This window comes from Bradyrhizobium sp. USDA 10063, from assembly GCF_054063735.1.
In genome coordinates, this window is the sequence record NZ_JBSSGP010000002.1 from 4155726 (window position 1) to 4182076 (window position 26351).

Annotated in this window: 22 protein-coding genes and 4 pseudogenes; 16 read left to right on the plus strand and 10 right to left on the minus strand. The window is 59.3% G+C overall.

The genetic code is table 11. The features are described from left to right. Positions 1-4: 4 nt before the first annotated feature. Both ACVJGD_RS21725 and ccoS read left to right on the plus strand, forming a co-directional pair. Positions 5-2284, plus strand: coding sequence for a heavy metal translocating P-type ATPase (locus ACVJGD_RS21725; protein WP_456636241.1), 2280 nt, complete (start codon positions 5-7; stop codon positions 2282-2284). After that, entirely contained in the window at positions 2281-2475 is a 195-nt protein-coding gene (gene ccoS, locus ACVJGD_RS21730; RefSeq protein ID WP_456636242.1) for a cbb3-type cytochrome oxidase assembly protein CcoS, read from the plus strand. The genes ACVJGD_RS21725 and ccoS overlap by 4 nt, the downstream gene beginning before the upstream one ends. 65 nt (positions 2476-2540) lie before the next feature. Here the strand turns inward: ccoS and ACVJGD_RS21735 are convergent. After that, positions 2541-3027, minus strand: a pseudogene (locus ACVJGD_RS21735) (DDE-type integrase/transposase/recombinase); the annotation flags it as partial. Between ACVJGD_RS21735 and ACVJGD_RS21740 the strand changes: the two are divergent. The 3 genes and pseudogenes from ACVJGD_RS21740 to ACVJGD_RS21750 form a co-directional block, all read left to right on the plus strand. Further along, positions 3025-3271 (plus strand): annotated as a pseudogene (locus ACVJGD_RS21740) (TrbI/VirB10 family protein); the annotation flags it as partial. The pseudogenes ACVJGD_RS21735 and ACVJGD_RS21740 sit on opposite strands and share 3 nt — an antisense overlap. Before the next feature lie 359 nt (positions 3272-3630). Further along, positions 3631-3973, plus strand: a pseudogene (locus ACVJGD_RS21745) (response regulator); the annotation flags it as partial. A gap of 497 nt (positions 3974-4470) precedes the next feature. After that, positions 4471-6651 (plus strand): ATP-binding protein, encoded by a 2181-nt coding sequence (locus ACVJGD_RS21750; RefSeq protein WP_456636243.1) that lies wholly within the window; start codon positions 4471-4473, stop codon positions 6649-6651. Between the two features lie 263 nt (positions 6652-6914). Here the strand turns inward: ACVJGD_RS21750 and ACVJGD_RS21755 are convergent, their stop codons facing one another. Then, complete coding sequence (locus ACVJGD_RS21755) at positions 6915-7388, minus strand: hypothetical protein (RefSeq protein WP_456636244.1); 474 nt, start codon at positions 7386-7388, stop codon at positions 6915-6917. A gap of 112 nt (positions 7389-7500) precedes the next feature. Between ACVJGD_RS21755 and ACVJGD_RS21760 the strand changes: the two genes are divergently transcribed. The 6 genes and pseudogenes from ACVJGD_RS21760 to ACVJGD_RS21785 all read left to right on the plus strand — a co-directional run bounded on the left by ACVJGD_RS21760 (position 7501) and on the right by ACVJGD_RS21785 (position 12806). Continuing rightward, positions 7501-7773, plus strand: coding sequence for a hypothetical protein (locus ACVJGD_RS21760; RefSeq protein ID WP_456636245.1), 273 nt, complete (start codon positions 7501-7503; stop codon positions 7771-7773). A gap of 827 nt (positions 7774-8600) precedes the next feature. Further along, positions 8601-9461 carry an SDR family oxidoreductase gene (locus ACVJGD_RS21765; RefSeq protein ID WP_456636246.1) on the plus strand — a complete coding sequence of 287 codons (861 nt, stop codon included), beginning with the start codon at positions 8601-8603 and terminating at the stop codon, positions 9459-9461. A gap of 149 nt (positions 9462-9610) precedes the next feature. Next, positions 9611-9720, plus strand: a pseudogene (locus ACVJGD_RS21770) (transposase); the annotation flags it as partial. Between the two features lie 1814 nt (positions 9721-11534). Continuing rightward, a complete protein-coding gene (locus ACVJGD_RS21775; RefSeq protein WP_456636247.1) occupies positions 11535-11798 on the plus strand; it encodes a helix-turn-helix domain-containing protein in 264 nt (87 codons plus the stop codon). Positions 11799-12068: 270 nt separating this feature from the next. Continuing rightward, positions 12069-12365 (plus strand): hypothetical protein, encoded by a 297-nt coding sequence (locus ACVJGD_RS21780; protein ID WP_456636248.1) that lies wholly within the window; start codon positions 12069-12071, stop codon positions 12363-12365. A 132-nt stretch (positions 12366-12497) separates the two neighbouring features. Beyond that, a complete protein-coding gene (locus tag ACVJGD_RS21785; protein WP_456636249.1) occupies positions 12498-12806 on the plus strand; it encodes a hypothetical protein in 309 nt (102 codons plus the stop codon). Between the two features lie 57 nt (positions 12807-12863). On the opposite strand, the gene ACVJGD_RS21790 is transcribed toward ACVJGD_RS21785, so the two are convergent. After that, positions 12864-13328 carry a DUF1348 family protein gene (locus ACVJGD_RS21790; RefSeq protein WP_456636250.1) on the minus strand — a complete coding sequence of 155 codons (465 nt, stop codon included), beginning with the start codon at positions 13326-13328 and terminating at the stop codon, positions 12864-12866. Between the two features lie 599 nt (positions 13329-13927). Then, positions 13928-14566, minus strand: coding sequence for an MFS transporter (locus ACVJGD_RS21795; protein WP_456636251.1), 639 nt, complete (start codon positions 14564-14566; stop codon positions 13928-13930). A gap of 59 nt (positions 14567-14625) precedes the next feature. Between ACVJGD_RS21795 and tnpA the strand changes: the two genes are divergently transcribed. The 3 genes from tnpA to tnpC are packed head-to-tail and all read left to right on the plus strand — an operon-like array spanning position 14626 to position 17179. Next, positions 14626-15048 (plus strand): IS66-like element accessory protein TnpA, encoded by a 423-nt coding sequence (gene tnpA, locus ACVJGD_RS21800; RefSeq protein ID WP_456636252.1) that lies wholly within the window; start codon positions 14626-14628, stop codon positions 15046-15048. Beyond that, positions 15045-15392 (plus strand): IS66 family insertion sequence element accessory protein TnpB, encoded by a 348-nt coding sequence (gene tnpB / locus ACVJGD_RS21805; protein WP_456632751.1) that lies wholly within the window; start codon positions 15045-15047, stop codon positions 15390-15392. Before tnpA ends, tnpB begins: the two co-directional genes overlap by 4 nt. A gap of 44 nt (positions 15393-15436) precedes the next feature. Next, positions 15437-17179, plus strand: a complete 1743-nt coding sequence (tnpC, locus tag ACVJGD_RS21810; RefSeq protein WP_456632752.1) for an IS66 family transposase — start codon at positions 15437-15439, stop codon at positions 17177-17179. Positions 17180-17226: 47 nt separating this feature from the next. On the opposite strand, the gene ACVJGD_RS21815 is transcribed toward tnpC, so the two are convergent. The 5 genes from ACVJGD_RS21815 to ACVJGD_RS21835 all read right to left on the minus strand — a co-directional run bounded on the left by ACVJGD_RS21815 (position 17227) and on the right by ACVJGD_RS21835 (position 23669). Next, complete coding sequence (locus ACVJGD_RS21815) at positions 17227-17922, minus strand: MFS transporter (RefSeq protein WP_456636253.1); 696 nt, start codon at positions 17920-17922, stop codon at positions 17227-17229. Positions 17923-17975: 53 nt separating this feature from the next. Further along, complete coding sequence (locus ACVJGD_RS21820) at positions 17976-20816, minus strand: ATP-binding protein (protein WP_456636254.1); 2841 nt, start codon at positions 20814-20816, stop codon at positions 17976-17978. Positions 20817-21643: 827 nt separating this feature from the next. Beyond that, positions 21644-21895 (minus strand): hypothetical protein, encoded by a 252-nt coding sequence (locus ACVJGD_RS21825; RefSeq protein WP_456636255.1) that lies wholly within the window; start codon positions 21893-21895, stop codon positions 21644-21646. 40 nt (positions 21896-21935) lie between these two features. After that, entirely contained in the window at positions 21936-22874 is a 939-nt protein-coding gene (locus ACVJGD_RS21830) for a LysR family transcriptional regulator (protein WP_456636256.1), read from the minus strand. A gap of 48 nt (positions 22875-22922) precedes the next feature. Continuing rightward, a complete protein-coding gene (locus ACVJGD_RS21835) occupies positions 22923-23669 on the minus strand; it encodes a sensor histidine kinase (RefSeq protein WP_456636257.1) in 747 nt (248 codons plus the stop codon). A 436-nt stretch (positions 23670-24105) separates the two neighbouring features. On the opposite strand from ACVJGD_RS21835, the gene ACVJGD_RS21840 reads away from it, so the two are divergent. After that, entirely contained in the window at positions 24106-24762 is a 657-nt protein-coding gene (locus ACVJGD_RS21840; protein ID WP_456636258.1) for a DoxX family protein, read from the plus strand. 74 nt (positions 24763-24836) lie between these two features. Next, the gene (locus ACVJGD_RS21845) at positions 24837-25580 is read left to right on the plus strand and encodes a class I SAM-dependent methyltransferase (protein ID WP_456636259.1); all 744 of its coding nucleotides are present in this window, start codon (positions 24837-24839) and stop codon (positions 25578-25580) included. Position 25581: 1 nt separating this feature from the next. Here ACVJGD_RS21845 and ACVJGD_RS21850 read toward each other — a convergent pair whose 3' ends face one another. Beyond that, entirely contained in the window at positions 25582-26346 is a 765-nt protein-coding gene (locus tag ACVJGD_RS21850) for a glycosyltransferase family 2 protein (RefSeq protein ID WP_456636260.1), read from the minus strand. Positions 26347-26351: the final 5 nt, after the last annotated feature.

Genomic DNA, 26351 nt, shown 5'->3' on the forward strand with positions numbered 1-26351 from the left:
GCCGATGAGTTGTTGTGCGCCCGGCGCTGAACTCGCTCCCGCGATGGCCGATCCCCACACCGCGAATGAGGAAGTGCTGCTCGCAAGCCGCATCATCGGCGACGGCGTCCGCCAGACTGACCTGTCGGTGCCGGGCATTCACTGCGGCGGCTGCATCCAGAAGGTCGAAGCGGCGCTCGGCGCGCTTCCCGGCGTGGAAGAAGCGCGGGTCAATCTCTCCACCAAGCGGGTCGCAATCCGCTGGCAGGCGGACGAACCGCCCGCACCGTTCATCGAGACACTCAACAGCATCGGTTACGACGCATACCTTCACGATGCGGGCGCGGACGAGACCGACGAGACACTGAAAGAATTGATCCGCGCGCTTGCGGTGGCAGGTTTCGCCGCCAGCAACATCATGCTGCTGTCAGTGTCGGCATGGTCCGGTGCGGAAGCCTCGATCCGCAACGTGTTTCACTGGATCTCCGCACTGATCGCCTTCCCTGCGTTGATCTATTCGGGCCGCGTATTCTTTTCCTCGGCTTGGCGCGCGTTACGCCATGGTCAGACCAACATGGACGTTCCGATTTCCATCGGCGTGCTGCTTGCCTTCGGCATGAGCCTTTATGGGACGTTCCATCACGAAGCGCACGCCTATTTCGACGCCGCAATTTCACTGTTGTTCTTCCTGCTGATCGGCCGCACGCTCGATCACATGATGCGCGCGCGCGCACGAACTGCTATCCGAGGCTTGGCTCGCCTGTCCTCGCGCGGCGCGCTCGTGGTGCAGGACGACGGCACACACGCCTATCTGCCGGTGAACGAGATCCAGCCGGACATGCACATCCTGCTGGCAGCGGGCGAGCGCGTACCGGTCGATGCCCGCGTCGAAACAGGACAATCAGAGATCGACTGCGCGCTGGTGTCCGGCGAGAGCCTGCCGCAGCCGGTTGCACCGGGCGCGGTGCTGTCCGCGGGTACGCTGAACCTGACCGGCCCGCTCACCATCGTTGCGACGGCTGCCGCGAAAGATTCATTCCTCGCCGAAATGGTACGCATGATGGAAGCGGCCGAAGCCGTGCGCTCGGTCTACCGGCGCATCGCGGATCGCGCCTCGCGTCTCTATGCGCCGGTCGTGCATCTCACCGCGCTCCTGACATTTATCGGCTGGATGATCGTGGAAGGCGACCTGCATCGCGCGGCAACCATCGCCATCGCGGTGCTGATCATCACCTGCCCCTGCGCGCTCGGCCTTGCCGTGCCCATGGTGCAGGTCGTTGCCGCGCGGCGTCTCTTCGAGAGCGGCGTCATGGTCAAGGACGGCGGCGCGTTGGAGCGCATCGCCGAAGTCGACACCGTAATCTTTGACAAGACCGGAACGCTGACCATGGATCGGCTGCGGCTCATGAACCGCAATGACATCGATCCTGCGGCGTTGGCGATCGCCGCTTCGCTCGCGGCGCATTCACGCCATCCCTACTCGCGCGCGCTGGCCGCCGCGGGACGCGACAATGCCGTCACGCCTGTGGCGCTGAACGATCTTTCAGAGCAGCCGGGCGCCGGAATGCAGGCCACCATCGGCACGACGACCTACAGGCTCGGCCGGGCGGACTGGGCGCTGCCGGCTGCAGCCGAACAGTCGGCCACCGCCGGCGTTGTCCTCTCCGAGAACGGGCGGCTGCGCGCGGCCTTCCGTTTCGACAGCGATCTTCGCCCGGACGTCCGCGAGGCCGTGCTTGCCATGTCCAATCAAGGATGCCGCGTCGAGATCATGTCCGGCGACCGCGACGAACCGGTGCGCTATCTCGCATCGGATCTCGGACTTCCCTACCGCGCCGGCGTCTCCCCCCCAGACAAAACGAAACACGTCGTTGATCTGACGGAAGCAGGACAGCGCGTGCTGATGGTCGGCGACGGCCTCAACGACACGCCTGCCCTCGCCGCTGCCCATGCATCCATGGCTCCGGCCACCGCCGCCGATGTCGGACGCAATGCCGCCGACCTCGTCTTCCTGCACGACAGTCTTCTCGCCGTGCCGCAGGCCATTGCGGTTGCGCGCAATGCGCGGCAGCTCGTGCGCCAGAATCTCATCCTCGCCATCGGCTACAATGCCATTGCAGTGCCCATCGCGATCCTCGGCCATGTGACACCGCTGGTGGCGGCGGTGGCGATGTCGGCTTCGTCACTGCTCGTGATCGCCAATGCCCTGCGGCTGCATGGCTGGCGCTCGCGCGAGGAGCCGCGCGCGGGCGCGCCCGCTGGCAATATCTCCAACCAGGCGCTCGCGATAGAGAAAGCCCGATGACGGATTACTTCTTCCTGATTCCTGTTGCGCTCGCGCTCGGCGCCATAGCGCTCGGGGCGTTCATGTGGTCGCTGCGAAGCGGCCAATATGACGATCTTGCGGGCGCCGCCGAACGAATCCTGTTCGAAAACGGCGATGGGCCCGACGACACAGCCCGGGCGCACGGGGACAAGCCGAGTCACCGCCACTAGTTGTTCGGTTCCGATGTGAGATGGATCGGATCGTATCTGGATCGCTCGGCGTTGTCCGTTCAAGCTTTGCAGATGGCCTCATATGATGTGAGGCCTTGTAAAGTCTTCAATCGCCTGGCGACGTTGTAGGCATCGAGGAACTCGCGAAGCTGTTGGTGATCCTCGCAGTAATAGCGCTGAACGTTCGCCTCCCTGAGGGTGTGGTTCATTCGTTCGACCTAACCATTGGTCCAGGGCTGACTAGGCTGGGTCAGGCGATGTTCGATGCTATGGCTCCGGCAGGCGCGATCAAAAGGGATGGCCACGTCATCTGGCGGTAGGTCCCTCGTGGTTTCTAGGCAGCCGATCGACGAAATGAATGCCGTTGTCGGTGAGCGCGGCGTGGATCTCATACGGCACCGCTGCCATCAAGGCCGCCAGCAAGGCGCGAGCCTCGCGCCCAGTCGCCTTCGGCAAGAGCCGGGCGAAGGCGTATTTCGAGGTCCGGTCCACGGCGACGAAGAGATAGAGCTTGCCTTCCTCAGTCCTCACCTCGGCGATGTCGATGTGGAACTAGCCGATCGGATCACCGCGCAGGTCACTGAAAATATCTACGACAGCCCAACGTGCCGAACTCCCCTTGCGCCGCAGGGGACGCGCGTTATCGGTGAGCACTACAACGCCAGTTAGGTCAGCGCCGCGAACCTTTGGTCTGGGACCGCCTGATTTTCTCCGACGGCCGCTCGATCGTGCACGAACGCCAGCCGGATGCTGACGCCGAGGGCTACGCCGGCTCGCGGGATGGGTGGATTATCACTAGTGGGACCTCGCGCGCAACTCGCCTCGATGCACGAACGGCGGCGAGGACCGTCGCGGCAGTATTCCCCGCCGCTATGGAAACTATTCTCGCAATGCATTGGAAGATTTCGTCGCGCGCCGCGATAACTTGGTAGCTTTGTCGCCGATCTCATCGAGTAACGGCGAGGGCAACTGAGGACGGAACACAGCGGGTGGAAAACCGTCTGCCGGAGAGTTACGCACGTTGAACGGAATCGACGGGCTTTTGGCCAACATCGACGGACCTCATTCGCTGTGTCCACGCGCGTGGCTTTCCAGTTCTGAGACCGTGCAATGACATCAACCAGCAAAGAACGCCGCAGGTTACATCGAGACGAAATCGAGCTGCCGGACGATGTCGCATGCCTCCACGTCGACGACGACCATCATCTTCGCGGCTTGGTGAAGAATTTTCTGGAGGATTATGGCGTCCGCGTGATGTGCGCATCCCGGCTGCGCGACGTGGCAGCGTTGCATGCGTGCAACCAGCCCAATCTGATTGTGCTCGATTTGCAGTTCGGACAAGAATGTGGCCTCGATCTGCTTCGTGAACTCCGTGCGCGATCCAGTATACCCGTCTTCATCACTACCGGACGTCTCGGGGACGAGATCGATCGAAGTCGTCGGGCTGGAGCTTGGAGCTGACGACTACATCACCAAGCCGTTTAGCTTAAGGGAATTGTCGAGTTAAATCCTGGCGAAGCGAGCAGGCGAACGCGCTCCTGTTTGCATCGGCTGGCGAGACGGCACGAACTGACCACGTTGCAACGCCTAGTAACGAGAACGCCGCACCGGACGAGGCCGGCCGTTACGCAACTCCGGCCAGCTCCATGGCCGGGCTACTCCCTTCTGCCTGGGAAATAACGTGAGGCAACGATCGCACGTTCGGCAGCATCTACTCATGAAGCAGTACGGGCTTTCCACCCAGATTGTCGCGCTATACCCGATAGCGACCGAATTCCACATCGGCGCGAAAACGACGCGATGGAGGCAGCTCAACCGCCTGCTTTGCTTTTCAAGTGCGACCGTTTTGGCCGCTCGGCTACAATCGCAATCGTTTGCCGATGGACTGAAACAGTCTTCCGATTGCGGTCCGGAGAACCCTTTAGACAATGGCGCTTGTCGGTGGACTGGCGCGGTCGGTCTGATGCCACCGAGCATGCGTAGGAAACGGTCGAAATGAGCAGCCTGTTATCACGCCTCTTCGTGCTGGTGGCTGCGGCCACGCTGCCGGCAATCGCGATACAGGCGTACAATGAAATCGACCTGCGTCGCACGCGCCAAGTTGAAGTGCAGAACGAAGCACTCGGCCTCGCCAAGCTTGCCGCCGCTGAACAGCAGCAGATCGTCCAGGGAATTCATCAGGCCCTGATTGCGCTCTCGGAGCATCCGGCGATAAAGGTGAAGGACGCCGACGGATGCAACGCCTATCTGTCCAGAGTCAAGGAACGATATCCGGCCTTCGTCAGCTTTGACGTGGTCGATATCAATGGCAGTCGCATCTGCGACACAAGCAGCGATCATAAGCCGACGACCGCCGCCGGGCGGGCCTACTTCGCCAACGTCCTGAAAACCGGTGAATTCACAGTCGGAGAGTTCGCGATCGGTCGAGTGACCGGCGGCAAGGTGGTCCATTTTGCGCTGCCATTCTACGGCGACGATGGCCGCATGGGCGGGGTCGTCATAGCGGCTCTCAGTCTCGATTGGTTGGCTGACTACATCGCGAACAAGGGCGTTCCGGAGGGAGCCGCGCTCGCCATCGCGGACCGCAACGGCATCTGTCTCGCTCGCTATCCCGATAATGGCCTGTGCGTCGGCAAGAAGTTGCACATTGTAGACCCGATGCTCAACAACGGGACTGTAGCCGACATGGTTAACATTGACGGCGTGCGAAGAATTGTCGGCTTCGCCGCTGTGGACGAAGATCTTCTTGTCGGCTACGGACTTGGCATGAACCAGACTTTCGCCAAGATCGAACGTCGCACGCGGCGCGACGTGTTGTTCATTTTTATGAGCACCATGCTTGTCTTGATCCTGACGGCGTGGGGCGCCCAGCGGTTCATTCAGCGCCCGTTCGCGCAATTGGTTGACGCCGCGAACCGATGGCGGCTTGGCGATTTCGGCCAGCGTGTGGACATCCCGGGCAACTCGGAGATCGCACGGGTCGCTAGGGCATTCAACGCCATGGCCGATGCGCTGAAGCACCGTGAGCATGAACTATCCGAAGCGCGGGAGCAGTTCCATCAGAGCCAGAAGATGGAGAGCGTCGGCCAGCTCACCGGTGGTGTCGCGCACGACTTCAACAACCTGCTCACGGTGGTCTCCGCGAGCCTCGAACTTATCGAGACCGGCGACGACATTGGCAAAGCCAAGCGCTTCGCTGCAGCTGCACGGCGGGCTGTTGATCGGGGGGCAAGACTGACGGCGCAGCTTCTTGCCTTCTCGCGACGGCAGATATTGAATCCAAGACCGGTCAATGCGAACCAGCTTGTTTCCGAGTTCCAGGGGCTCATTCGCAAAGCCGTTGGGGAAGCATGCCGGGTCAAGGTGTGGAGCAGTGAAGGGTTATGGCTCTGCCATGTCGACCCGGCGCGGCTGGAGACCGCCCTTCTCAATCTGGCCCTGAACGCGCGCGACGCCATGCCCAATGGCGGCGTGCTCGACATCGAGATGAGAAACGTCGTCGTGAACGAAGGAGCCGTGCCCGGCTGCTCGCCCGGCTCGTACGTCAGGATCTCTGTTAGAGACACGGGTTCTGGAATGCCTCCCGAGGTGCGGAACCGGGTGTTTGAGCCTTTCTTCACGACGAAGGAGGTCGGCAAAGGTACCGGGCTCGGCCTTAGCATGGTCTACGGCTTTGTCCGTCAGTCCGGCGGTCACATTACGATCGAAAGCGCATTGGGAAAGGGGACCACTGTCGCTCTCTACTTGCCCAAAGCCACGCAAAAGCCTGACGTTGAAATCGAAGACACCCAATCCCAAACGTTTCCGGCCGGCTCGGAACGAATCCTGGTTGTCGAGGACAACGACGATCTTCTGGACCTCACGTCGGCGATGCTGACCAGGTCGGGCTATCAGGTTCGTTGCGCCCGGAACGGCACTGAAGCAATTCGGTTGCTCAGGAGCGAAGAATTCGACCTCTTGCTGAGTGACGTTGTGATGCCAACCGGGGTTAACGGCATTGAGGTTGCCCGCGAAGCGAGGAAATTGAACAAGCGCATCAAGGTCCTGCTTGCCTCGGGCTACGCCGGAGACGTGCTAGAACGACATCAGGCGGTCGGCGAATTTCCGATTATAGACAAACCATTCCGCATGTCAGATTTGGCGGCGCGCGTGCGGTCAATCCTGCACGAAGATTGAGATGATATCTTGCCGTTGCTTTCTTGCGGCGCATGGTGCCATTAACGAGCTTTATGGACGCCGGTGAATCTAAGCTGCACTTCCTTCACACTTGACGTAGGTCCCGGTTCACCCCCCCAAACAGCGATGAGGCGGCGGTCGACGAGCCTTGGTTTGCAACGGGTCATTCGCGACTGGGCGGGCCAAGCGGCAAGTCCGGGTATAGTCCGTATGCCGCTGAAAGCGGAAGTTCACGGCCTTGGCGCTGCGTTTAGAGACCGCCTTCACCCTGATGCTGCAATCGGAGTATCCTGCCGCGACGCTTCAGGAACGAATACACGTTGATTGAGTCCGTCACCAACGATCCGCTGGCCGCCTCTCGACCACGATTTGGAAAGCCCGCATCCGTTGTCGGCGCGTCGGCACTGGCATTGCACCTCGATTGCAGCCGCACCTACAAGTTCGAAGCTAAAGGCATCATCCAGCGGCAAACTGACGGCTTCGCGGTCGACCAGGGCCGCGCCTATCCGCGATTCCTGCGACGCAAGCGACGACCATCGCCGCGTCACGAGGCCGTCGCTGACCACATCAAAGTCAAGACCGAGATGCTGCAGTTGCGACTGATGGAGAAGAAGCGAGAACTGGTACGAAGGGACGAGGTCGATGCGCTGATCGACCAGATCGCTGGCACCAATGCGGACGCATCCGAGCGGCATGTCGGCCTGGTGCTCGCGTGGCGCAGCGGTCAGGCGCAACATCGACGCCATCGTGAATCAGGTCCGGCGCGAGATCGCGTTGGCCTGTCTTGCCAGGGCCGACGAGTGGAACTAACCACCGTTCGATAAGCGGGACTAACGCTCCGGTCAGGCGGTGCAGCGCTACCTTGCAACTGCCGCCTTGTACGACCGGTCGAAATGGACACAATATGCTCGCTTCGGGATCGAGAAGGATGCCATGCCCGAAACGCCGACCGACATTGGTTATACTGTTGATGTGGGCGGACACGAGACGGTGTTCCGCGCGAACACACTCAACGGAGAGGAATTTCTCGGCGGCGATGATCTTAAAATGTCCAATGAGGAAGCACATACATTCATACAGAATGCTCGCGCGGCAGGGCTGACGGTCAGATCGTCTTTCTAGCAGTTCGCAAGCGGATCCGCCCCACCCTATCTGCGCCAAGCCTGAAAGCGGACCATCGCTGGGCCTTCGGCCGAGGTCGAAGGGCTGACAACGCTCGGCAAAATCAAGAAGGCCGTCAACTGACGTCGGCTCGTTTGTTCCAGAACGATTCTCCGCGCTCGCATTGAAACAGGCGAAACACCTTCCCATTGATGTTGAGTACGTCAACGAAGACACGAGGCGCGGTGGTGCATTTGGAGCAAGATACTGGGTCGCTCTCGGTGGCCTTTCTGCCCAAGCGCTCATTTGTGTCGATGCGATCCATTGATCGTGTCAGCCGGCCGCTTGCGTCCCCGGCCCGCCAAGGTTTTTGGTTTATGACCCACCACACAATTCGGCGCCTTATCCTGAGTTAGAAACGAAGCACTGGAACATATCCACATCCACGACGCTTTGTTGTTCGGCTCGGTTCCGACTCCCAAACATTGATAATTTGCCCCAACGGGTTAGCCGCGCTTTGATGCCAGGAGCTTCGACATCGTCGCGAGGGAAATCAGCCCTCGCCATAGAATCCGTAGACGATCGTTATTGCCGCTTGCCGCGCGGCTTGACGCAGTCGCGGCCTGTGCAACTTGCATTGATTTACGAACGGCAGTGAGGACTGTCGCACCGCAATTCCCCGCCGCTATGGAAACTATTCGTACCAACTATTGGGAAATTTCGTCCCGCGGCGCGACAACCGAAATGTCAACGCCACGGGTTCGCTAGCGCAAGCATCGCGATGAGAATCGCCAGTGTCTCGGGCGTTGCCTTGACTAACCCCAGCCCATCGCCAGAAGGAACTAATCATGTCTAAGAGGATTCTGATCACTGGTGCAAGCACCGGCTTTGGCCGCGACACGGCGGAAACCTTGGCTCGCGCCGGCCATACTGTGTTCGCCTCAATGCGCGATCCGCAAGGGAAGAACCGACCTCATGCGGAGGCTCTCCGCAAACAGAGCATCGACGTCGTGGAGCTCGATGTCAGCAACGATGCCTCGGTCGACCAGGGCGTGCAGGAGGTGATGAAGCGCACGAAGTGTATCGATGTGCTAGTCAACAATGCTGGCATCGGGTCGGCCGGAGTCACCGAGGCCTTCACGCCCGACCAGGCCAAGATCGTATTCGACACCAACGTCGTGGGCATTCTGCGCACCACCCGCGCGGTTCTGGCAACGATGCGTGATCAGCACGCGGGATTGATCGTCAACGTTGGCTCGGTCCTGGGCCGCGTGACGTTCCCCTTCTTCGGCATCTACGGCGCGAGCAAGTTCGCAGTTGAGGCACTTACCGACAGCCTCCGCTATGAGGTCTCGCAATTCGGTGTCGATGTCGTCCTAGTGCAGCCGAGCGCCTATCCCACACCGTTTTACGAGAACGTTCAGCAGCCCGCCGATACTGATCGGATCGCGGCCTACGGGACGGTGGGGGAGATTCCAAGCACTATTTTCAAGCACTTCATGACAAAGTTTCAAGCCCCCGACGCTCCAAATTCCCACGACGTCGCTGAGGCAATCGCCAAACTCGTGGCGCTGCCCAAGGGCAGCCGCCCTGCGCGCACCGTGGTCGGCGTGCCGTTCGGTTCTGATACCGTGAACGCGCAGACGGCGCCCGTGCAGGCAAATGTCGTCGAGGCGCTCGGCTTAGGTCATCTAACCAAGGTCGCCTAAGCAAGCCATGCCAGATCGGCGGCGCCACCCTGCCGATCCGACTGCGCCCGGTCCCGCATTCCTTAGAAACTCGGAGGCTTTCATGACTTGAGCTGCAGCCGGTTTGATGGACACCAAGTTTAGGTGTTTCATGGAGCGGGAGGGAGGTCATGCAAAGACGAAGATTAAGTCGGGAGTCAAGGTGGAGGCGGTCAAGCTTGTGGGGAATCGCGGGGTTTCGGTGGCGGAGGCCGCCCGGGACCTGGATGTTTATGAGAGCTGGATGGGTCTGCGATGCCGATCAGGGAGCATTTCTCGATCAGTATTTACATTCGGCAACACCGAAAGTTCACTGAACTTTTAGCGCCATCCCGCCCATACCAATATCCGAGCAAGAGGATGAGCAATCCGGCGATCAGTATCAGGATCCCGGCAACCGTTATCTCACTAGCTAGCGAAGATGAAACTCCATCATTGACCAAATCGCCGTTCTGCATTCGGAACGCATGTGTGCCACTTCGGCGCCAAGTGTTCGCAGCATGGTCCTGACTGCGTCGCTCTGTACGAACTTTGGCGCGGCCAGTTACTACTGTAACCAAATTTCCGAAAGTCGAAACAGTGGAGCAACGGGAGATCTTCACGATGCGATGTGTGATGACTTGGAGACTTTGATGCAATTTTCTGCAGTTGTTGTACCAGCCCCGCCCGCGAGAGCCTTGAGCGCACCGCTTCGCGACTTTTCACTCGCTTCGCCGGATGAAGCGATCTGCACAGCGGCTTCGACGGCCTCGCTCGAAGGCCTCTCCGATGACAATTAGATTTACGCAGTCCGCGATCGTGTTCGAAAAGCTGGAAGGCAAGCTTGAGCCAGGGCGCCTGCCAAGAACGCCAAGGGCGGCAAACGATAATCAGTTAGCTTGGCCGCTTATCTCTTTTCCTCCAGGATGGCACGCTACCAACTAACAACTCGGGACAGTTCGGTGCAGGAGGCGCCGCAACCATCAGCATCGGTTACCACGATAACATCTTGTCGAGCAAACCTCTCTGGTGATCGGCTCCGGCCCGACGTAATCTTCCGAACTTACTCAATGACGAAACCCATCATCTCGCAAATCTTCATGTAGCGGCAGGATCGCAGACGGTGGCTTGGTCACATCAATAGCGCCAAAAAGGAAAGTCTTTTTTCGACCTTCCGCTCGTTAGAAAGAGACAGCGTTTATGCGACATTCCCCCTGAGGATGCCTGCGGACAATGATGTGCGACGCGTGAGCAGCCATAAGGTTCTAAAGATTGATTCGTCGGTACAAATGTCCCATACGTCTGCGTCGCTTCCAGCAGTGTTCCGGCAACGAGAAGCGTTATTTCACGTTTCATATTGTAGGCGAGCGCATTCGGCGCCATCTTGGTCGTGACCTTGTGTCGTCTTCGCAACAGTAAGTGCTTCGCATTCATCTAGGCCTTTATCCGTAAGCCACGCCTACGAGGCCATGCCGTTCATTTTCGCTGTGACAATGAGGCTATGGATAGCCGTGTGTCATTACCGAAACATGATCCGAGTGTGATGCCGCGTTGGTTGATTGCAGCCTCATACCAGGGTTCCAAATTTTCAGCCAACCTAGCTCAACGGATAAAGCAGTCGCTTTGTAAGCGAAATGTTTTTGGTTCAACTCCGGCAACCGGCTCCAGGTTGACGTAGGTCCGTTCCGGACACATGCGTTACGGTTGACATCGGAGACGTGGGTAACAGTCTGGTCGTCTCGTGTCATGGGGGGGACGACGCCGCCTATCGTGCGTAGGTGGTTCGGCGGCGACGGCTACAAGCATGCGCTAGCCTTCCTGGCTACCGAGCAGGCACGACAAGACATATGGATCGACCGAGAGTGCAGTGTCGAAGTGAGGCCGCTTGAGTTCAGTTAGGACCTCATCGGGAACGCTTTCACGAAGCGCGTCTGGGATTCAAGCCTGGCCAGTCTCCCGCCGAGCAGTCTGAATTCGACGAGCGTTTGGCTCGAACGCTTTTCTATCCTGAGTGACCGTCAAATCGCTCTTGCGTTCGCCGATATGGTGGCGCGACCATCGACCGATCACTCTGTCATGGCCTTGGCGCAGAAGGCCGGCTTGAGCCGATCCGCATTCATGGCGCGCGTCGTGCGCGCAATCGGATGTTCGCCAATGATTGCGCTCCGGCAAATGCGGATGAAGCGTGCAGCCGATATGCTCGCCGCGAGGACATTTTCAGTTGAGCAGATCGCGCGGGCGGTCGGTTATAGGAGTTGCAGCAGCTTTCTCCGTGCCTTTCGCCAAGTGCATCGATACGTCCCAGCAAAATCTGAGGCTGATGGACAGCACTCCGATTGAAGATACGGCGAGGTGCCCGCGGCAGCATCAGGCAAGGCCGCCGCGATGCGCTCGCGTCTGAATCAAGGTCCATGATGAATGGTTATCGGATAGATAGTCACACGGCATTTCCCTTTACCCGGCGGCGGCGGCATCCTCCAACCAATTCGCAGTATGCGTTTAAGGCCGCTATGCCGTGGTACCCAGCCTCGGGTCGGCCGGCCGACGCCGGAGTTGGAGGAATCCCGTGGAGAGAGCAACTTCGTTAGCTCGGCGAGAGGGAGCGGATGTATGCGACCGATCGCGGCGGACGTACTAAATTGGGCGGGGGCCACGCCAACCGGGGCTGCTGCGTTCGGCTTTGACCCGCTGTCGCTTCGCCCCACGGAAGCACTTGCCAAAAGCGGTGCGGTCGACCTCGGCACCGGCGACATCGCTATCCTGAAGGATCAACGGAAACTGATCACTGACGGCGACGACCTCGAAGCCAAGAGTGCGTCAGGCTTACTGGTGAGCCCTGTGGGCGAGCCGGTGAAGACGACAGACAATCTGGCGATTTGTCCGGTCGTAGGCTTCACCAATGAATAATCTTCCGGCCACATAACTGCGCTCTCCTCTTCATGCGGGCCAGCGCAATCGTCTCTCCAGCCACTGACGCTTACAAGCATACTCGTGGCCCAAACGATATTAACGACAGTCAGAAGCGTGAAGGAGATTGCAATGACCAAAGCTAGCACCACTCCTCCTATCGTGACGAACGCTGAAAGACATTCACGCCTTGCGTACTCATTGTTTTTTGCCGCGCTATTGGCGTGTGGTCTGTATGTGGCTTTCATCGCCGGACCAGCCGTGCGCGCGAGTGCGCAAGAGCGACTTGATCTCGCGATAGCAGAAGAAAATTGCGACTTCTGTGAGAAGTTTGGAATGCGCGCCGGGACCAGCGAGTTTCTCGCTTGCGTCAATGAACTAGCGGTTATCCGGCGAAAGCAGGTTGACCGCGACCATGCGGCCGAGCTTGGTTTACTGTAGAGCACGGGTTCTTCATCAGCACCCGTTTCGACAGAGTATCTGGAAGTTTCGCGGTTCTTAAAAATCGAAATGGCTGAGCTCGGGATGGTTATCGGGCCTGCGTCCCAGCGGCCATACGAACATCCGATCGACCTCGTCGATCGGATGATCGTTGATACTAGCGATGCAGCGCCGTATCAGTCCATCTGGATCTAGCTCCCAGTTTTCGCTTGCATACGCCCTGAACCATCTGCCATTGCCATCGCGATATTCGCACGCGGACCTCGCTGCTATCCGATTGTCGGTGAAGGCCCAGAGTTCGTGAATAAACCGGCACTCAAGCTCGCTTGCCCATTTGCGTGCGAGAAACGCCTCAATAGCAGCGCGCCCTGACAGAAACTCGAGGCGAATTCGCCAGAAGCTATCGATGGAGTAGTCACGCGCCACCTGAGCCGGTTCGCGGCTATTCCAACTGTTTTCTATTGCCCGGACCTTTTCTATTGCGGTTTCCCACGTGAAGGGAGGCAAAGGGCGGGGTAACATGACTACTTCTCCGGCGGATGACCCTGAAATGCGCTACACATTGGCGCGATACACGACCAGTTGCGAGTTCATTTGTGTGGGAAAGTGTGAATGCGACGCTCGGCAAGGCGGCCCTACGGCATTCTGCGAGCAACGAGCCGTTCCTTGGAGAACACCCAAAAGGAGCCCCCAAAATCGACTGACTCGTCTGCTGATGCTAACCAGCTCAAGAATGCAATGCTCGGGCTTCGAGATCGCGAAGCAGACGCTCAGCCTCGATCAGATCGGCACTTCCGAATCTTTCGGTGAATCGCTCGTAGGAATCCGCAAGCAGATTTCGCGCTTCGTCTGCACGCCCGTGATCTGCCCATTGGCGGCCCGACGCTATTGCTAAACGAAGTTCCCAACCGAGGACGGACTGTCGTCGTGCGCAATCGAGCAAATCCTTCAGTGCAGCCCCCGCTGTTCGCCGGCGGCGCCGCAGAACTCACTTGACTAATTCCTTGTGGCTCACGACCTTACCGACCCGCTCGACTAAAGCGTTCAGAATGTCGAGAGCACAACCCCCGGCGCCGCCGGCTCGGAGAGGATCAGACGATACAGTCCGAGCGTCGAGGACTTCACGGCAACGGCTGCCTAAATCTATCCGTAAACCGCAGGAGAGCAAAGCCACTGAGGAGACCTGCACCTATCACGATCAATGCTGGTGCACGGGCGTCACCGGTCGCAGCAACGAGCCAAGTTGCCAAAGCTGGCGAGAAGCCGCCGATAGTAGCTGTCAGGCTGTACGCTAGAGCGACCGCAGTGGCGCGTACAGACGTGGGAAATAGCTCTGCCAGAGCCGACATCAAAGGACCCGCGTACAGCGCTTTGAGGACGCCAAAGCTCGATTGAACAATCGTGAGGAGTGCAACGGAAGGCCACGTCGTGACGATTGCGAACATCGGATAGGTCAGCAGCAGATAACTTAATGTTGCAAGTAGGAGTAACGGCTTGCGGCCGAAACGATCGGACATAGCCGCCACAAGCGGAGTGCAGACGATTGTCACACAGGTTGCTACGACCGTAGCGAACAAACCTCCTGCACTGGGAAGGCCCAGCTTGTGAACGGCAAATGTCGGCATGTAGACCGACAGGACGTTACCGGTGACAAGGTATAGCATTAAGATGCCAAAGGCGAGTAGTAGCGCCCGGCCTTCGCGCTCGAGCATAGTCACGGTACTCGCCGCTGCTGGCTCATTGCGTTTCTTGAGGAACACCGTACTCATCCGAGGGCGGCCGCCTTGCAGAGGTTGGCTATCGCATGATTACAGGCAGTATGGACACCATATCGACTGCCAATAATGCGAAAGTTATGGAGATCGTCGACACAGGACGGCGCCGACGGTTCAGCATTGAAGCGAAGCAGCGGATTGTGGAGGAGAGTTATTGCTGTGGCGATCCTGTTTCTGTCGTTGCTCGCCGCCACGGACTTTTTCCTGGTCAACTGTTCGGGTGGCGACGCCTGGCGCGGCAGGGCACTCTTGCAGCGCTGAACGCCAAAGATGGCGATTACGGGTTTGTCGCGGCGCTGATTGAGCCGGAGCCAACGAGAAGCGAAGGGAGCCGTGACGACGCTCGCTGCGAGCAGACTGTTGGACGGATGGAGATCGTGCTCGGCAGCGGTGTTCGTCTGATCGTTGGCGTGGATGTCGATACCGCCGCTTTGTCGCGCGTCTTGAGAGTGCTGGAGGGGCGATGATCCCGATTCCGACGGGCGTTCGTGTCTGGCTTGCCACCGGCTACACCGACATGCGGTGCGGCTTTCCGAGTTTGGCTCTCCGCGTGCAGGAAGTGCTCAAGCAAAATCCGCTCGGCGGGAATCTTTTTTGCTTCAGGGGGAAGCGCGGCGATCTTTTGAAGGTCATTTGGCACGATGGCCAGGGGGCATGTCTGTTTACAAAAAGACTCGAGAGAGGAAGGTTCGTCTGGCCTTCGGTGGCAGGCGAAGCAGTGACGATCTCTCCGGCGCAATTGAGCTATCTCTTGTCCGGAATCGACTGGCGCAATCCTCAAGAAACGTGGCGTCCAACGCGAGTTGGATAGCGATTTGCGGTTGAACTTGCCAGCAAATATGATTCATTGGCTTCATGAGTCTGAAGCCGGATGATCTTCCCTTGGACCTTGCCAGCGCCCAGGCCGCACTGCTGGTCGAACGTGAATCGTTGCGGGCTGAACGCGAAGCGCGGCTGAAGGTTGAGGTTGAGCGCGATGCGGCCGTGGCCCAAGCCGCCAAGGTACAGGTCGAGGCCATCAATTGGCAGGTCGAAGCCGCCAGTGCGCAGGCGAAGCTGTCCGACACCGAAGCGTTGATCGCGCATCTGCAGCTCACGATCGAGAAGCTGAAACGAGAGTTGCACGGGCCGCGCTCCGAACGCACGGCACGGCTGATCGAGCAGCTGGAGCTGCAGCTGGAAGACCTGGTGACGTCAGCGACCGAGGATGAGCTCGCAGCACAGGCCGCGGCGGCGAAAACCCAGACCGTGCGCGCCTTCACGCGCAAGCGACCGATCCGCAAGCCCTGGCCGGATGACATCGAACGCGAGCGCGTCGTCATCGATCCCCCGGCCGCCTGCGCCTGCTGCGGCGGATCGCGGCTGTCGAAGCTGGGCGAGGATGTGACCCGGACATTGGAAGCGATCCCGCGCCGTTACAAGCTGATCGAGACGGTGCGCGAGAAGTTCACCTGTCGGGATTGCGAGGCGATCACGCAGCCGCCGGCGCCGTTCCACGCCACGCCGCGCGGCTTCATCGGTCCCAGTCTGTTGGCGATGATCCTCGTCGATAAATTTAACCAGCATCTGCCACTCAATCGTCAGAGCACGCGCTTCAAGTGCGAAGGGATCGACCTGTCGACGCAAACGCTGGCCGATCAGGTCGGCTACGGAACCTTCGCCGTCATGCCGCTCTTCGAGCTGATCAAGAGCCATGTGTTCGCCGCCGAGCGGCTTCACGGTGACGACACCACCATCCGCATTCTGGCGAAGAGCAAGTGCACGACCGGACGGATCTGGACCTACGTGCGTGACGATCGTCCCTTCGGTGGCACCGCGCCGCCGGCGGCGGTCTATTACGCCTCCGGCGACCGGCGGGGTGAGCACCCGCAGAAACATCTGGCGCTGTTCAACGGCATCCTGCAGGCGGATTGCTATAACGGCTTCGAGCCACTGTTCGATCCGAAGAAAAAAGTGTTGCCGATCACGCCGGGATTTTGCCTTGCGCATGCGAGACGGAAGTTCTTCGAGCTGGCCGACATCGGAAAAAATGCGCGGGAGGGCAAGAAAGGCAAGCCGATCTCCCCGATGGCGCTGGAGGCCGTCAAGCGCCTCGATGCACTCTTCGCCATCGAGCGCGAGATCAACGGCCTGACCGCCGCCGAGCGAGTTGCCGTGCGACAGCAAAAGAGCAAGCCGCTGTTCGATGAGATGCACGAGTGGTTGACCACGGAACGCGCTACTCTCTCTCGCGCCTCCGAGGTCCGCGGGCCGATCGATTACATGCTCAAGCGCTGGACCGACTTCGCCCGCTTCCTCGATGACGGCAGAATCTGCCTGACCAACAACGCGGCGGAAAGAGCGCTGCGTGGTATCGCTCTTGGACGACGTAACTGGACCTTTGCCGGCTCTCAGCGCGGTGCTGACCGTGCCGCCGTCATGCTGACACTCATCACAACCGCACGCCTCAATGACGTTGACCCGCAAGCCTGGCTCGCCGACATCCTCGCGCGCATCGCCGATCTGCCTGCTTCGCGCCTGCACGAGCTGCTTCCCTGGGAATGGAAAAGGCTGCGCGAGGTCGAAAAGCCCGCCGATCAGCGGCCCGTCGCAGCCTGAACTGTCCTCCATCATAACGCAGTCACGACTGCTCGCGCGAGAGACCGTTACGCGGCCTTCCTCTGATGCGTACGGAACACCTCCGGCTCTTGAAGCTTGAACCGGACGTAGATAGCGACCGGCACGATCACTAAGCCGAACACAAATGGCAAACGCCAGCCGCCCGCCTCGATCTGGGCTGGGGCCATGGAAAGGTTGATGACCATGACAACAAATGCGGCAAGCAGGAAACCGATTTGCTGGCTTGAGGCATTCAAGCTTGCATATAGGCCTCTCCAACGGTCCGGCGCGCTCTCGACCAGAAGGGCTGTCGCGTTGCCAAGTTGGCCGGAGCCCGAAAACCCCTGCAGTAGCCGCGCAAACACAATGAGCAACGGTGCCGAAACTCCGATGGTTTCATAAGTCGGTGTTAGCGCCATAAGGCCGGTACCGATGCCCATCACAGACATCGCAAGGCAGAGTGCTGCCTTGCGACCGATGCGATCAGCATAAAGTCCAAGGACGATTGCCCCAGCAGGTCGCATCGCTACCCCGCCGCCGTATGTGGCAAGTGATAGAAACAGGGATGTGAATTCATTCTCAGCGGGAAAGAACAGCTTAGCCATCGTGATGGCGAGCACGCCATAGACAAAGAAATCGTACCATTCGAACAGATTGCCGATCGTCGCGGCGATGACGAGATGTCGACGCTTGAGGTCGAACGCATCAGACACGGGGGCAGCGATGACTTCAGGATTAGACATGATGAGTCTTGTATGAACTTTTGGCGTGACTTTTCTTGCGTGTTCGCGAATGGTCAGGCCCGGGCTTCGAGATCGCGAAGCAGACGCTCCGCCTCGATCAGATCGGCAGTCCCGAATCCCTCAGTGAATCGCTCGTAGACATCGGCAAGCAGATTTCGCGCTTCGTCTGCACACCCGTGATCTGCCCACCGGCGACCCAATGCTATTGCCGAACGGAGTTCCCATCCGAGGGCGGACTGCCGCCGGGCGCAATCGAGCGAATCCTTGAGCGAGGCTTCGGCTGTCGGCCAGTTCGCCGGCGAGGCCGCCATCAGCACTGATGCCCGAGCCCGCAGCAAATCGGGCAGTTCGAAGGTTTCGGAGCCGCGTGCGGCGTCGGCCACGATTGCGTCGATGATGCTGATTGCCTCTGTCGAGTGTCCGGTGCAAGCCAAACCTTCTGCCAAGGCCCGAGAAAATGCGGATGAGAGGATATATTGCCGCTCGGTTTGCAGGATCGACAGCGCGGTACGCAAGGCCTCGATACCAAGCTTTGTCTCTCCTCTCGCTAACATCAGCTCACCCCGCAGACCTAGACCGCAAGCACGGTACGGCGTGAGCGAATACCTGGCCGCATAAGCGATAAGCCGTTCAATGAGATCCCCTGCGATCTTATAATCTCCCCGCCATAGTAACACCTGCGTAGCATAGAGAAGAGAGATGCAAAGCGTGACGGGGTGCTCTTGTCTTCCAGCAACGTCAATGGCCTTATGTGCGAGTTGAGCCGCCTGATCGGGAAGGCCTCGGTCCCATAACGTCCGCGCGTACCCGATCAAGGCTCTCACGTAGTGATCGTATCCGAAAGAATGTACTTCGCTCAGGCTGGCGGCGGCTGCACGCTCGAAGCCGCTTTCAAAGCTATCCTGCGCCGCGGCGTGGTTTCCCACCAGACGATAACTCGCTCCGAGCATCCACTCGGCCATCACGGTCTCGCGCGGCCCACCAGTTTCCCTGGCCAGGGAAGCATAGCTTTCCGCTGCCACCAGCGACCCGCCGAAATCCGCAAGCCGAACCCGGTAAAGATTGAGACCGGCCAGCAATTCCAACTGGTACTCGTTATCTCCAAGGGACTTGGCAAGATTGAGACCGCGCTCCAGCGCCGTACGCACCTCGTCGCTATTGCCGTTAACGTAGGTCGAGGATATCGCCAATGAGAGTTGCAGAGCGAGTTCGAGCTGTGTTCCACAATCTTTCTCGCTCAACGCATGTATCGTTTGCAGGCACCAGCGCCGGCACTCCCTCAGCATCGACAGCCCGAGAAACAGTGGCACCGCCCCGGCACTCAATTCCACACCAACAGAGGTGTCGCCTGACGGCGAAAAACTCCATTCGAGCGCCGATCTGATGTCGCCTACCTGCCGCGAGCAATCGGATAGATCGCGCTTTTGCAACATGTTGGTGCGCATCCCCACGAGGCGCTCTGCATAGTAAAGTCCGTGTCTCCGCGCGATTGCATTCGCCTCCCCCCGCTCTGCCAACTTGACCGCAGCATAGGCTCGTGTCGTATCAAGAAGCCGATACAGGCTTGGGCCCTCAGTCTGCGGAACCGAGACAAGCGATTTGTCGACAAGGCTCGCGATCACATCAGCGACGTGCAATGCGTCGCCGTCCGGCTCTACGACGGCCCGCGCCATTTCTAGAGTAAATGCACCGACAAACACGGAGAGCGCGCATAGAATCGCTCTCTCGCGTTCTGATAACAGATTGTAGCTCCAATCGAGTGTCGCCCGCAGCGTCTGATGGCGAGGCACGCTACGCCGCCCCTGCCAAAGGAGCATCAAGCGATCGCCGATCAGCTGCGCTAGTCCGGTGATGCCATATTTGCTTGCCCGGCTGGCTGTTAGCTCGATTGCCAAGGGCATCCCGTCAAGTTGACGACAAATGGTCGCTGCGACAGGTGCCTCCTCGTCGGTGAGATCCCGCCGATATCCACCGGCAGCCGCACGGTCCATAAAGAGCTGTATGGCGGGAGAGGACAGCGCCTTGGCCGCCGTCAGCTTGATCCCGCTTTGCGGATAGTCGAGAGATTTGAGCAGATGGACGTTCTCTCCTTCGACCCTCAATGCTTCGCGGCTAGTCGCGATAATGTGCACAGGCAGCGCTTCGCGAAAGAGCCCCTCAGCCAACATAGCTGCAGACTCAATCACGTGCTCGCAGCTGTCGAACACCAGAAGGATACGTTTGTCGGCCAGGAATGCTAACAGTCGCGGCAGGGAGTCTTGCGTCTGCGCCAGGCATCCCACCGCCGACGCGACGGCAGGAACGACAAGCGCGCCGTCCTGGAGCGCACTGAGGTCGACGAAGCAAATCGAGTTACGGAAGTCAGCCGCCATCGCGTGTGCGACGGCGACCGCCACAGTTGTTTTGCCAACTCCGCCGGGCCCCACGATGCTCACAAATCGTTGAGACGTGACCTGCGAACTCAACGATTTAATAGCTTCATCGCGGCCGACCATCCGCTGTAAGCGCGCGGGCAGAGTCGAGACTTTATTATGCCCGGCCGATGCACTCTTGGACAAGTCCTGTTGCGTCGAGTGCTGGACCGATGCAACAAAGGAATAGCCTCGTCCGGGTACATTGGCGATGTAGCGCGCGCCCTCCTGGCCGTCACCAAGCGCTCTGCGGAGCGCGGCAATTTGGTAGCGAAGGTTCGACTCTTCGACGAAAACGTCACCCCAAACCTGCTTGACTAGTTCTCGGTTGCTCACGAGCTGTCCCGCCCGCTCGACCAAAGTGATCAAGATGTCGAAAGCACGGCCGCCTAACGGCACCGGCTCGTCCCCCTTCGCCAACAGTCTTTCGGACGGTATTAGGCGGAACGGGCCGAACCGGAATCGCTCATAATCCTCGGTCAACGCGACCTCAACGTTTCCCCATACTAGCTACTATTCAATATGCGCTGGTGTCGGCTGATACATCTAAATCGCGCTCGCCTCCTTTGGTGTCTCCAAATGGTCTTGGAGCTTCCGTAGATTGGCCTCCGCCGCCGGCAATGGAAATCACCCTTCGTCATAGAGTCGATAAACGATCGTTATTGCCGCTCGCCGTGCGGCGCGATGCCGTAGCGAGGAATGCCACAATCGGCATCACACCTCGAGACCGACGTGTTTATTCAGCAGAGACTTTCAAGCCCGTTCAGTCGCTGTATCGGAAATCAATACCGTCGCATGAACTCTATTGCTGAACCGGTCTCTGGATGTTCGCGAGGGCTAGGATGCCGGTGCGACCGTCGCTGGATCGACGACGCGGAATGTTCCGCCGTTGGGGGGCGCCTACGCGATTTCCATGCCGGCGATACCGCTCTGTACCACCGCATCGCCGACGTGCGGGAGAAAGAAGCGCACCAGTGTGCCGGCACCATGCTCTCTATACCGATGGCGCCGCCTCGCGCTTCGGCGAACCGCTGAACCTAGGCGAGTCCGAGGGCCTGTGCCGCTGCAGCGACCTTTGTCATGAAGTAAGAGGTGGATACCTGCGAGAGGACTCCTCGGTCAGACTTCCCCGTCGTTGATAGCGAGGATCTCGACGAACCCCGGGATCGCGCCGGCGTACGACACGACGTTACGCACCACGACGGTGATCGCGCCGCCGTTCGGCATAGTATCGGCCGCCCTGCGATGTGGAACGCGAACACCTCATTGCGGTCGTTCAGCATATTGCGCCGGATTGCCTGCACCAACTATCAAACGAAGATGTGAGGAAACCTGAGCGAACGACGGACAACATCGAGATAAGCTGCTTCAAGCGTATCGGCGCTAGCAAGATGATTGCGCCACTCGATCACGGCACTCCAATTCTGTTGCGCATTTGCGTCCGCAATGACCGAGATCTGAGAGCTCGCGACCGGGCACCACGGGTCGTCGAGCGGAAAAAGCTCGCTACGCACCTGGCTGAGGGTCTTGGTTAAATGGTCGGACATCAATTCGACGGTCATCGACACACCGGGCATCTCAAAAAATGGACGATGTGCGCGGTCATGCGGACATCCTGGCCGCTTCGAGGTGGTTGCGATACTCTGCTTGGAGAGGCGATTCCGTGTGAGCAGACCAGTCGCGCAGACGCGCAACCTTTACGAAGGCATCAAGCGCCGGTGAGTAGCGGCGGCCCTGCACGGTAAGAAGCCGGACCTTTCGGCGTACCGGATCCCCTTCGATCGGAAGCGCCTTTAGGGAGGGTAACCGGGGCATATGCTCGGGAGCGAGGACTATTCCGAACCCCGCGGCCGCCAAATGCTGCAGGTGCAAGTCCCGGCTGCTGCGGTGATTGTGGTTTGGCGGCGCGTCAGGAAAGCAGAAACGGTGAAATTTCGGAGCCACGTCACAGTTGAAGCGATCCAGAATCGTGGCTTCGCGAAGCGCTTCCATTCCAATCACGGGAAGATCCGCAAGTTCATGCGACGGAGCGAGAACTGCGACATAGCGCTCTTCGAACAACGCCCAATCGTCGATCCGTTCGGGCTTATCGTCGAGATCACCAACGATGGCGACGTTGATGTCGCCCTCTAACAGAAGTTCAACAAGGCGGCTTTGGGGCTCTTCTCGAAGCTCGACATGGAGGCCAGGCACAAATTTGCGAATTTCAGCGATAGGCTCAAGAACAAGCGAAGCGGAAATGGACGGGGCGAGACCGATAGCCAGAGGAGCCACCTCCTTTTGCTGAAACTCACGTGCGCGGCGTCGAACGGCCTCCGTTGATGCAAGTGCGCGCTCAAGCATGGGCAGCACCGCGTACCCCAAGTCAGTCAGATGCGTGAGTTGACGTTCTCGGTATATGAGCTCGCCCCCAAGTTCCTGCTCCAGCTTTTGCACGCCTTTGGTCAGTGCCGGCTGCGTGACGTTACACACCTCCGCAGCGCGCGTGAAGTTCAGCGTGTTCGCGAGAGCTAGAAAGTACCGAACCTGGTGGAGCTTCATTGGATGTTCACCGTCAACTAACTTCGTGATTTGCGATCAAGCAGCGAACTAAGCTGTTTCCATCTGGCTTTCGGCCGCCACCGGTAAGTAGAGCTTTATGGATGTGCCCTGTCGCGGCGTGCTGTGAACTTCAATGTGGCCGCGCGCCTGATCAACAAAATGGCGTATCATGGGAAGTCCAAGCCCTGTTCCAACACCTTGAGGTTTCGTCGTAAAGAATGGTTCGAATATCTTTTGCAGGACGTCGGAGGTAATGCCGCATCCAGAATCGGTGACGCATAGGGAAACATACTCTCGGCCATTGTCGCCTTTGGGCGAGTAAGTCTTGCCGGTCTCGATTGTAATAATACCTCCCTTGGGCATAGCGCCTCGGCTGTTTATCACCAAGTTTATGATAGCGCATTCGAGCAGGTGAGGATCACATCGGATCCGAGTTGCTGAATCCGATAAAGCCAAGCGTAGCACGATTCCTTCTCCGACGACGCAGCGCAGCAGATCACTTATTGAAAGCAGGGCATCGTTAAGTTGAAATAGAGTGTCTGATTGATGATGCGTTTTACGTGCAACGGTCATGAGACGATGCGCGAGTTTGCCGGCGCCAGCTAATGACCGTTCTGCAACTTCTATGAGAGAACCGAGGTCAGACGTGCACCCCGTGGCAACGCGCGCGCGTATCAGGCTGAGGGCGCTGGCCATGCTCTGCAATCTATTATTAAAGTCGTGAGCAACCCCGCTTGCGAGCAGGCCGATCACATGCATGTCGTTGTCTCGCCGAAACGTCTCATGGAAGTTCATGCAATTCGCGCCTCCAAGCGCCAGCAAACATGCGAGCCACCGTTCGCCTACGGTCGTGCCCGCATGCTATGCAAGCACCGTGGCTAGCCGTTGTCCGGTGTGTGGCTCTTTTCACTGCGCAGTAAAGTGCCAAGGGTTCGGGCCGGATGCCCGTTAGAATCTGCGGGAAGTTGTGAGATCGAGGAGGCGCCTCACTAATGTTTGTTCGCCGTCAGCGCCGTTGAGACAAATTGAAGGATTTGCGGAGGGAGGATTTCTGGTTCATCGTAGCCACCAGGAGCGAAAATAAAACAAGAATCCGGACCGGTACGCGCTGTTCAGCGTAATAGTTGCGCGTTCTGCTGCGTAGTAGCCCAGGTAGGCGCACCTCTCGACCCGCTCGCGTGGTGGTGCGCCTTACGCAGAGTAACTATCCAAATCTCTGGAGCACCCGCTTATGCCCAACAATCCCTTCACCAATGCGTGGCAATTCCTGACCGCGAATACGGGTGATTATCTCCGTCTGGGAAACTGGCGCTATTTGGTCCTGGCACTGTTCTGGGCATTGCTGATCGCCGGCGTTGCAGTGGCGTTTCAGAATTGGCGGGAGGATCCGGCGCAGCGTACTGGCCGACATCTTGGAATCTGGCTGGTCCGCGTCCTGATCGGCTGCATGTGGTTCCAGGGCATGTTGTGGAAACTGCCGCTGCCCGTGTCCGACGGCCTGCAATATTGGACCGAACAGGAAACGACCCATGCGGCTTTCGAATTTCACCGCACCTTCATGAAGGACGTCGTGTTGCCTAACATGACGATCTTTGGACCAATTGTCTTTCTTGCCGAGCTGGTGTTTGCAGCATCGATGATCCTCGGGCTTGCCGTGCGGGTGGTTGGCGTGCTGGCCATCGCCTATGTGCTGCAACTGTGGCTCGGCCTCTATGGCAATCCGGCAGAGTGGCCGTGGACGTATATGTTTCTGGCCTTGCTGATGTTCCTGTTCGTGGTCGAGAGCGCCGGCCGCAGTCTTGGCCTTGATGCTTGGTTGCGTCGCAAAGTCCCTGCCGTGCGCGACAAGAAGGGCTTTATCGGTTGGTTCCTCTACATCGCAGGCTAGTTGCGGAAGGATGATGCTGGATCACCTCGTGAGCTGATAGAACCGGACGACGGCGCCGGATGCTTGGCAGGCAGATGATCGCACTGGTGCGCGCGGCGATGTTTATTGCGGCGCTGGACGCAGCTCGCGCATACGCTGCCGACATCGGCTACCTGGCTCCGCCTGGAGTCCCTGCAAAAGAGTTTCCCTCGCCTCGGCGTCCGGTTGCACAGATCGTCAGCCCGACCCGTGGCTCCGAGGAGCGCCGCGATTCACTGAATGAGACCGGCGAGATCGCCCGTCTTCTTGAAGTCAAGCCAGGGATGACGGTTGGCGATGTCGGTGCCGGTAACGGCTACCACACGGTCCGGCTCTCGCGGCTCGTCGGTCCCGCCGGCTCTGTCATCGCCCAAGATGTCACGCGGCATTACCTCATCGCGCTCGCCAAGCGAACGCAACGCCTGAAGCTGACAAATGTCATATTCGCATCGGGCGAACCGCACGACCCGCGCCTGCCCGCTTCCCTGCTCGACGTCGCCATCCTCGTGCACATGTATCACGAGATAGCTCAGCCATACGCTTTCCTCTACAATCTGGCGCCCGCCTTGAAGCAGGGCGCGCGGGTCGGAATTGTCGACCTCGAGCGCCCGACGTCGGAGCATGGCACGCCAATTGAGCTACTGCGTTGCGAGCTCGCCGCCGTTGGCTATCGCGAGATCGCCACGTATCAGCTCGCAGGCGATGGTGGATATCTGGCGGCGTTTTCTCCACCTGAGGAAGGAAGCCGAAAATCTCCCCGGGACATCGTTGCCTGTGGTCATCGTACCGGCCCCCGTTGATCTAGCCACGCCTGTCTGCCGGAAGCCTCCGGTGTCGGAGTTCAAGGGCGAGGCGGACGAACGTCGCCGAGATGGACCATGCCGCCTTGACGCCAGCGATAAGATTGCCGGAGACCTTCGATACACCGCCGATCCGGCGCCGCTGCCCGACAGCGATCTCCAGCGCCGGCAAGCGGGCGACCGCGACCCGCATCAACATTTCCAGGTTCCAGCCATACGTCTCTTCTTTCATGCCGAGACGTCTGAGCTCATCGCGCCGGATGGCGCGAAACGGCGACAGATCGGTGAAGCTCGCGCCATAGGTCAGCCGCAAGAGCAGACTGCCAACATGGGCCGCGACGACCTGCTGCGGCGTCAAGCTGCCGGGCTCGCGCGAACCGCGAACGCGCGAGCCGAGAACGAACACAGCCTGCCCGGCGGCGATCGGCGACACCAGATCAGAGATGAATTCCGGGCGATCGCTGCCATCCCCGTCGAGGAAGACAAGAATGTCGGCGTCATCGCGCACGGCGGCGATGCCTGCCTGGATGGCGCGACCGTAGCCGCGTTGTTGCTCGACAATCACGCAAGCTCCGGCGGCCCGTGCCCGCTCGGCCGTGCGGTCCCGCGAACCCCCGTCGACCACGATGACTTCACTCACCCTCTGTCCCAGCACCGCAGCTACGACCTGGCCGATTGCCGTTTCCTCGTCGAGGCATGGAATGATCACCGAAACGACGGGCGGTTGGCACGATGCAGGCCGCTTCCCGTCGATCTCGTGGCTCACCTCGC

Bases quoted from the DNA above. Each gene is read 5' to 3' on its own strand.
- ACVJGD_RS21840 (WP_456636258.1), top strand. From the start codon at position 24,106: ATGCCCAACAATCCCTTCACCAATGCGTGGCAATTCCTGACCGCGAAT.
- ACVJGD_RS21830 (WP_456636256.1), bottom strand. From the start codon at position 22,874: ATGAAGCTCCACCAGGTTCGGTACTTTCTAGCTCTCGCGAACACGCTG.
- ACVJGD_RS21835 (WP_456636257.1), bottom strand. From the start codon at position 23,669: ATGAACTTCCATGAGACGTTTCGGCGAGACAACGACATGCATGTGATC.
- ACVJGD_RS21825 (WP_456636255.1), bottom strand. From the start codon at position 21,895: ATGACCGTCGAATTGATGTCCGACCATTTAACCAAGACCCTCAGCCAG.
- ACVJGD_RS21780 (WP_456636248.1), top strand. From the start codon at position 12,069: ATGCGACCGATCGCGGCGGACGTACTAAATTGGGCGGGGGCCACGCCA.
- ccoS (WP_456636242.1), top strand. From the start codon at position 2,281: ATGACGGATTACTTCTTCCTGATTCCTGTTGCGCTCGCGCTCGGCGCC.
- ACVJGD_RS21790 (WP_456636250.1), bottom strand. From the start codon at position 13,328: ATGTTACCCCGCCCTTTGCCTCCCTTCACGTGGGAAACCGCAATAGAA.
- ACVJGD_RS21775 (WP_456636247.1), top strand. From the start codon at position 11,535: ATGGCCTTGGCGCAGAAGGCCGGCTTGAGCCGATCCGCATTCATGGCG.
- tnpB (WP_456632751.1), top strand. From the start codon at position 15,045: ATGATCCCGATTCCGACGGGCGTTCGTGTCTGGCTTGCCACCGGCTAC.
- tnpA (WP_456636252.1), top strand. From the start codon at position 14,626: ATGGACACCATATCGACTGCCAATAATGCGAAAGTTATGGAGATCGTC.
- ACVJGD_RS21765 (WP_456636246.1), top strand. From the start codon at position 8,601: ATGTCTAAGAGGATTCTGATCACTGGTGCAAGCACCGGCTTTGGCCGC.
- ACVJGD_RS21785 (WP_456636249.1), top strand. From the start codon at position 12,498: ATGACCAAAGCTAGCACCACTCCTCCTATCGTGACGAACGCTGAAAGA.
- ACVJGD_RS21755 (WP_456636244.1), bottom strand. From the start codon at position 7,388: ATGTTGCGCCTGACCGCTGCGCCACGCGAGCACCAGGCCGACATGCCG.
- tnpC (WP_456632752.1), top strand. From the start codon at position 15,437: ATGAGTCTGAAGCCGGATGATCTTCCCTTGGACCTTGCCAGCGCCCAG.
- ACVJGD_RS21845 (WP_456636259.1), top strand. From the start codon at position 24,837: ATGATCGCACTGGTGCGCGCGGCGATGTTTATTGCGGCGCTGGACGCA.
- ACVJGD_RS21725 (WP_456636241.1), top strand. From the start codon at position 5: ATGAGTTGTTGTGCGCCCGGCGCTGAACTCGCTCCCGCGATGGCCGAT.
- ACVJGD_RS21750 (WP_456636243.1), top strand. From the start codon at position 4,471: ATGAGCAGCCTGTTATCACGCCTCTTCGTGCTGGTGGCTGCGGCCACG.
- ACVJGD_RS21815 (WP_456636253.1), bottom strand. From the start codon at position 17,922: ATGTCTAATCCTGAAGTCATCGCTGCCCCCGTGTCTGATGCGTTCGAC.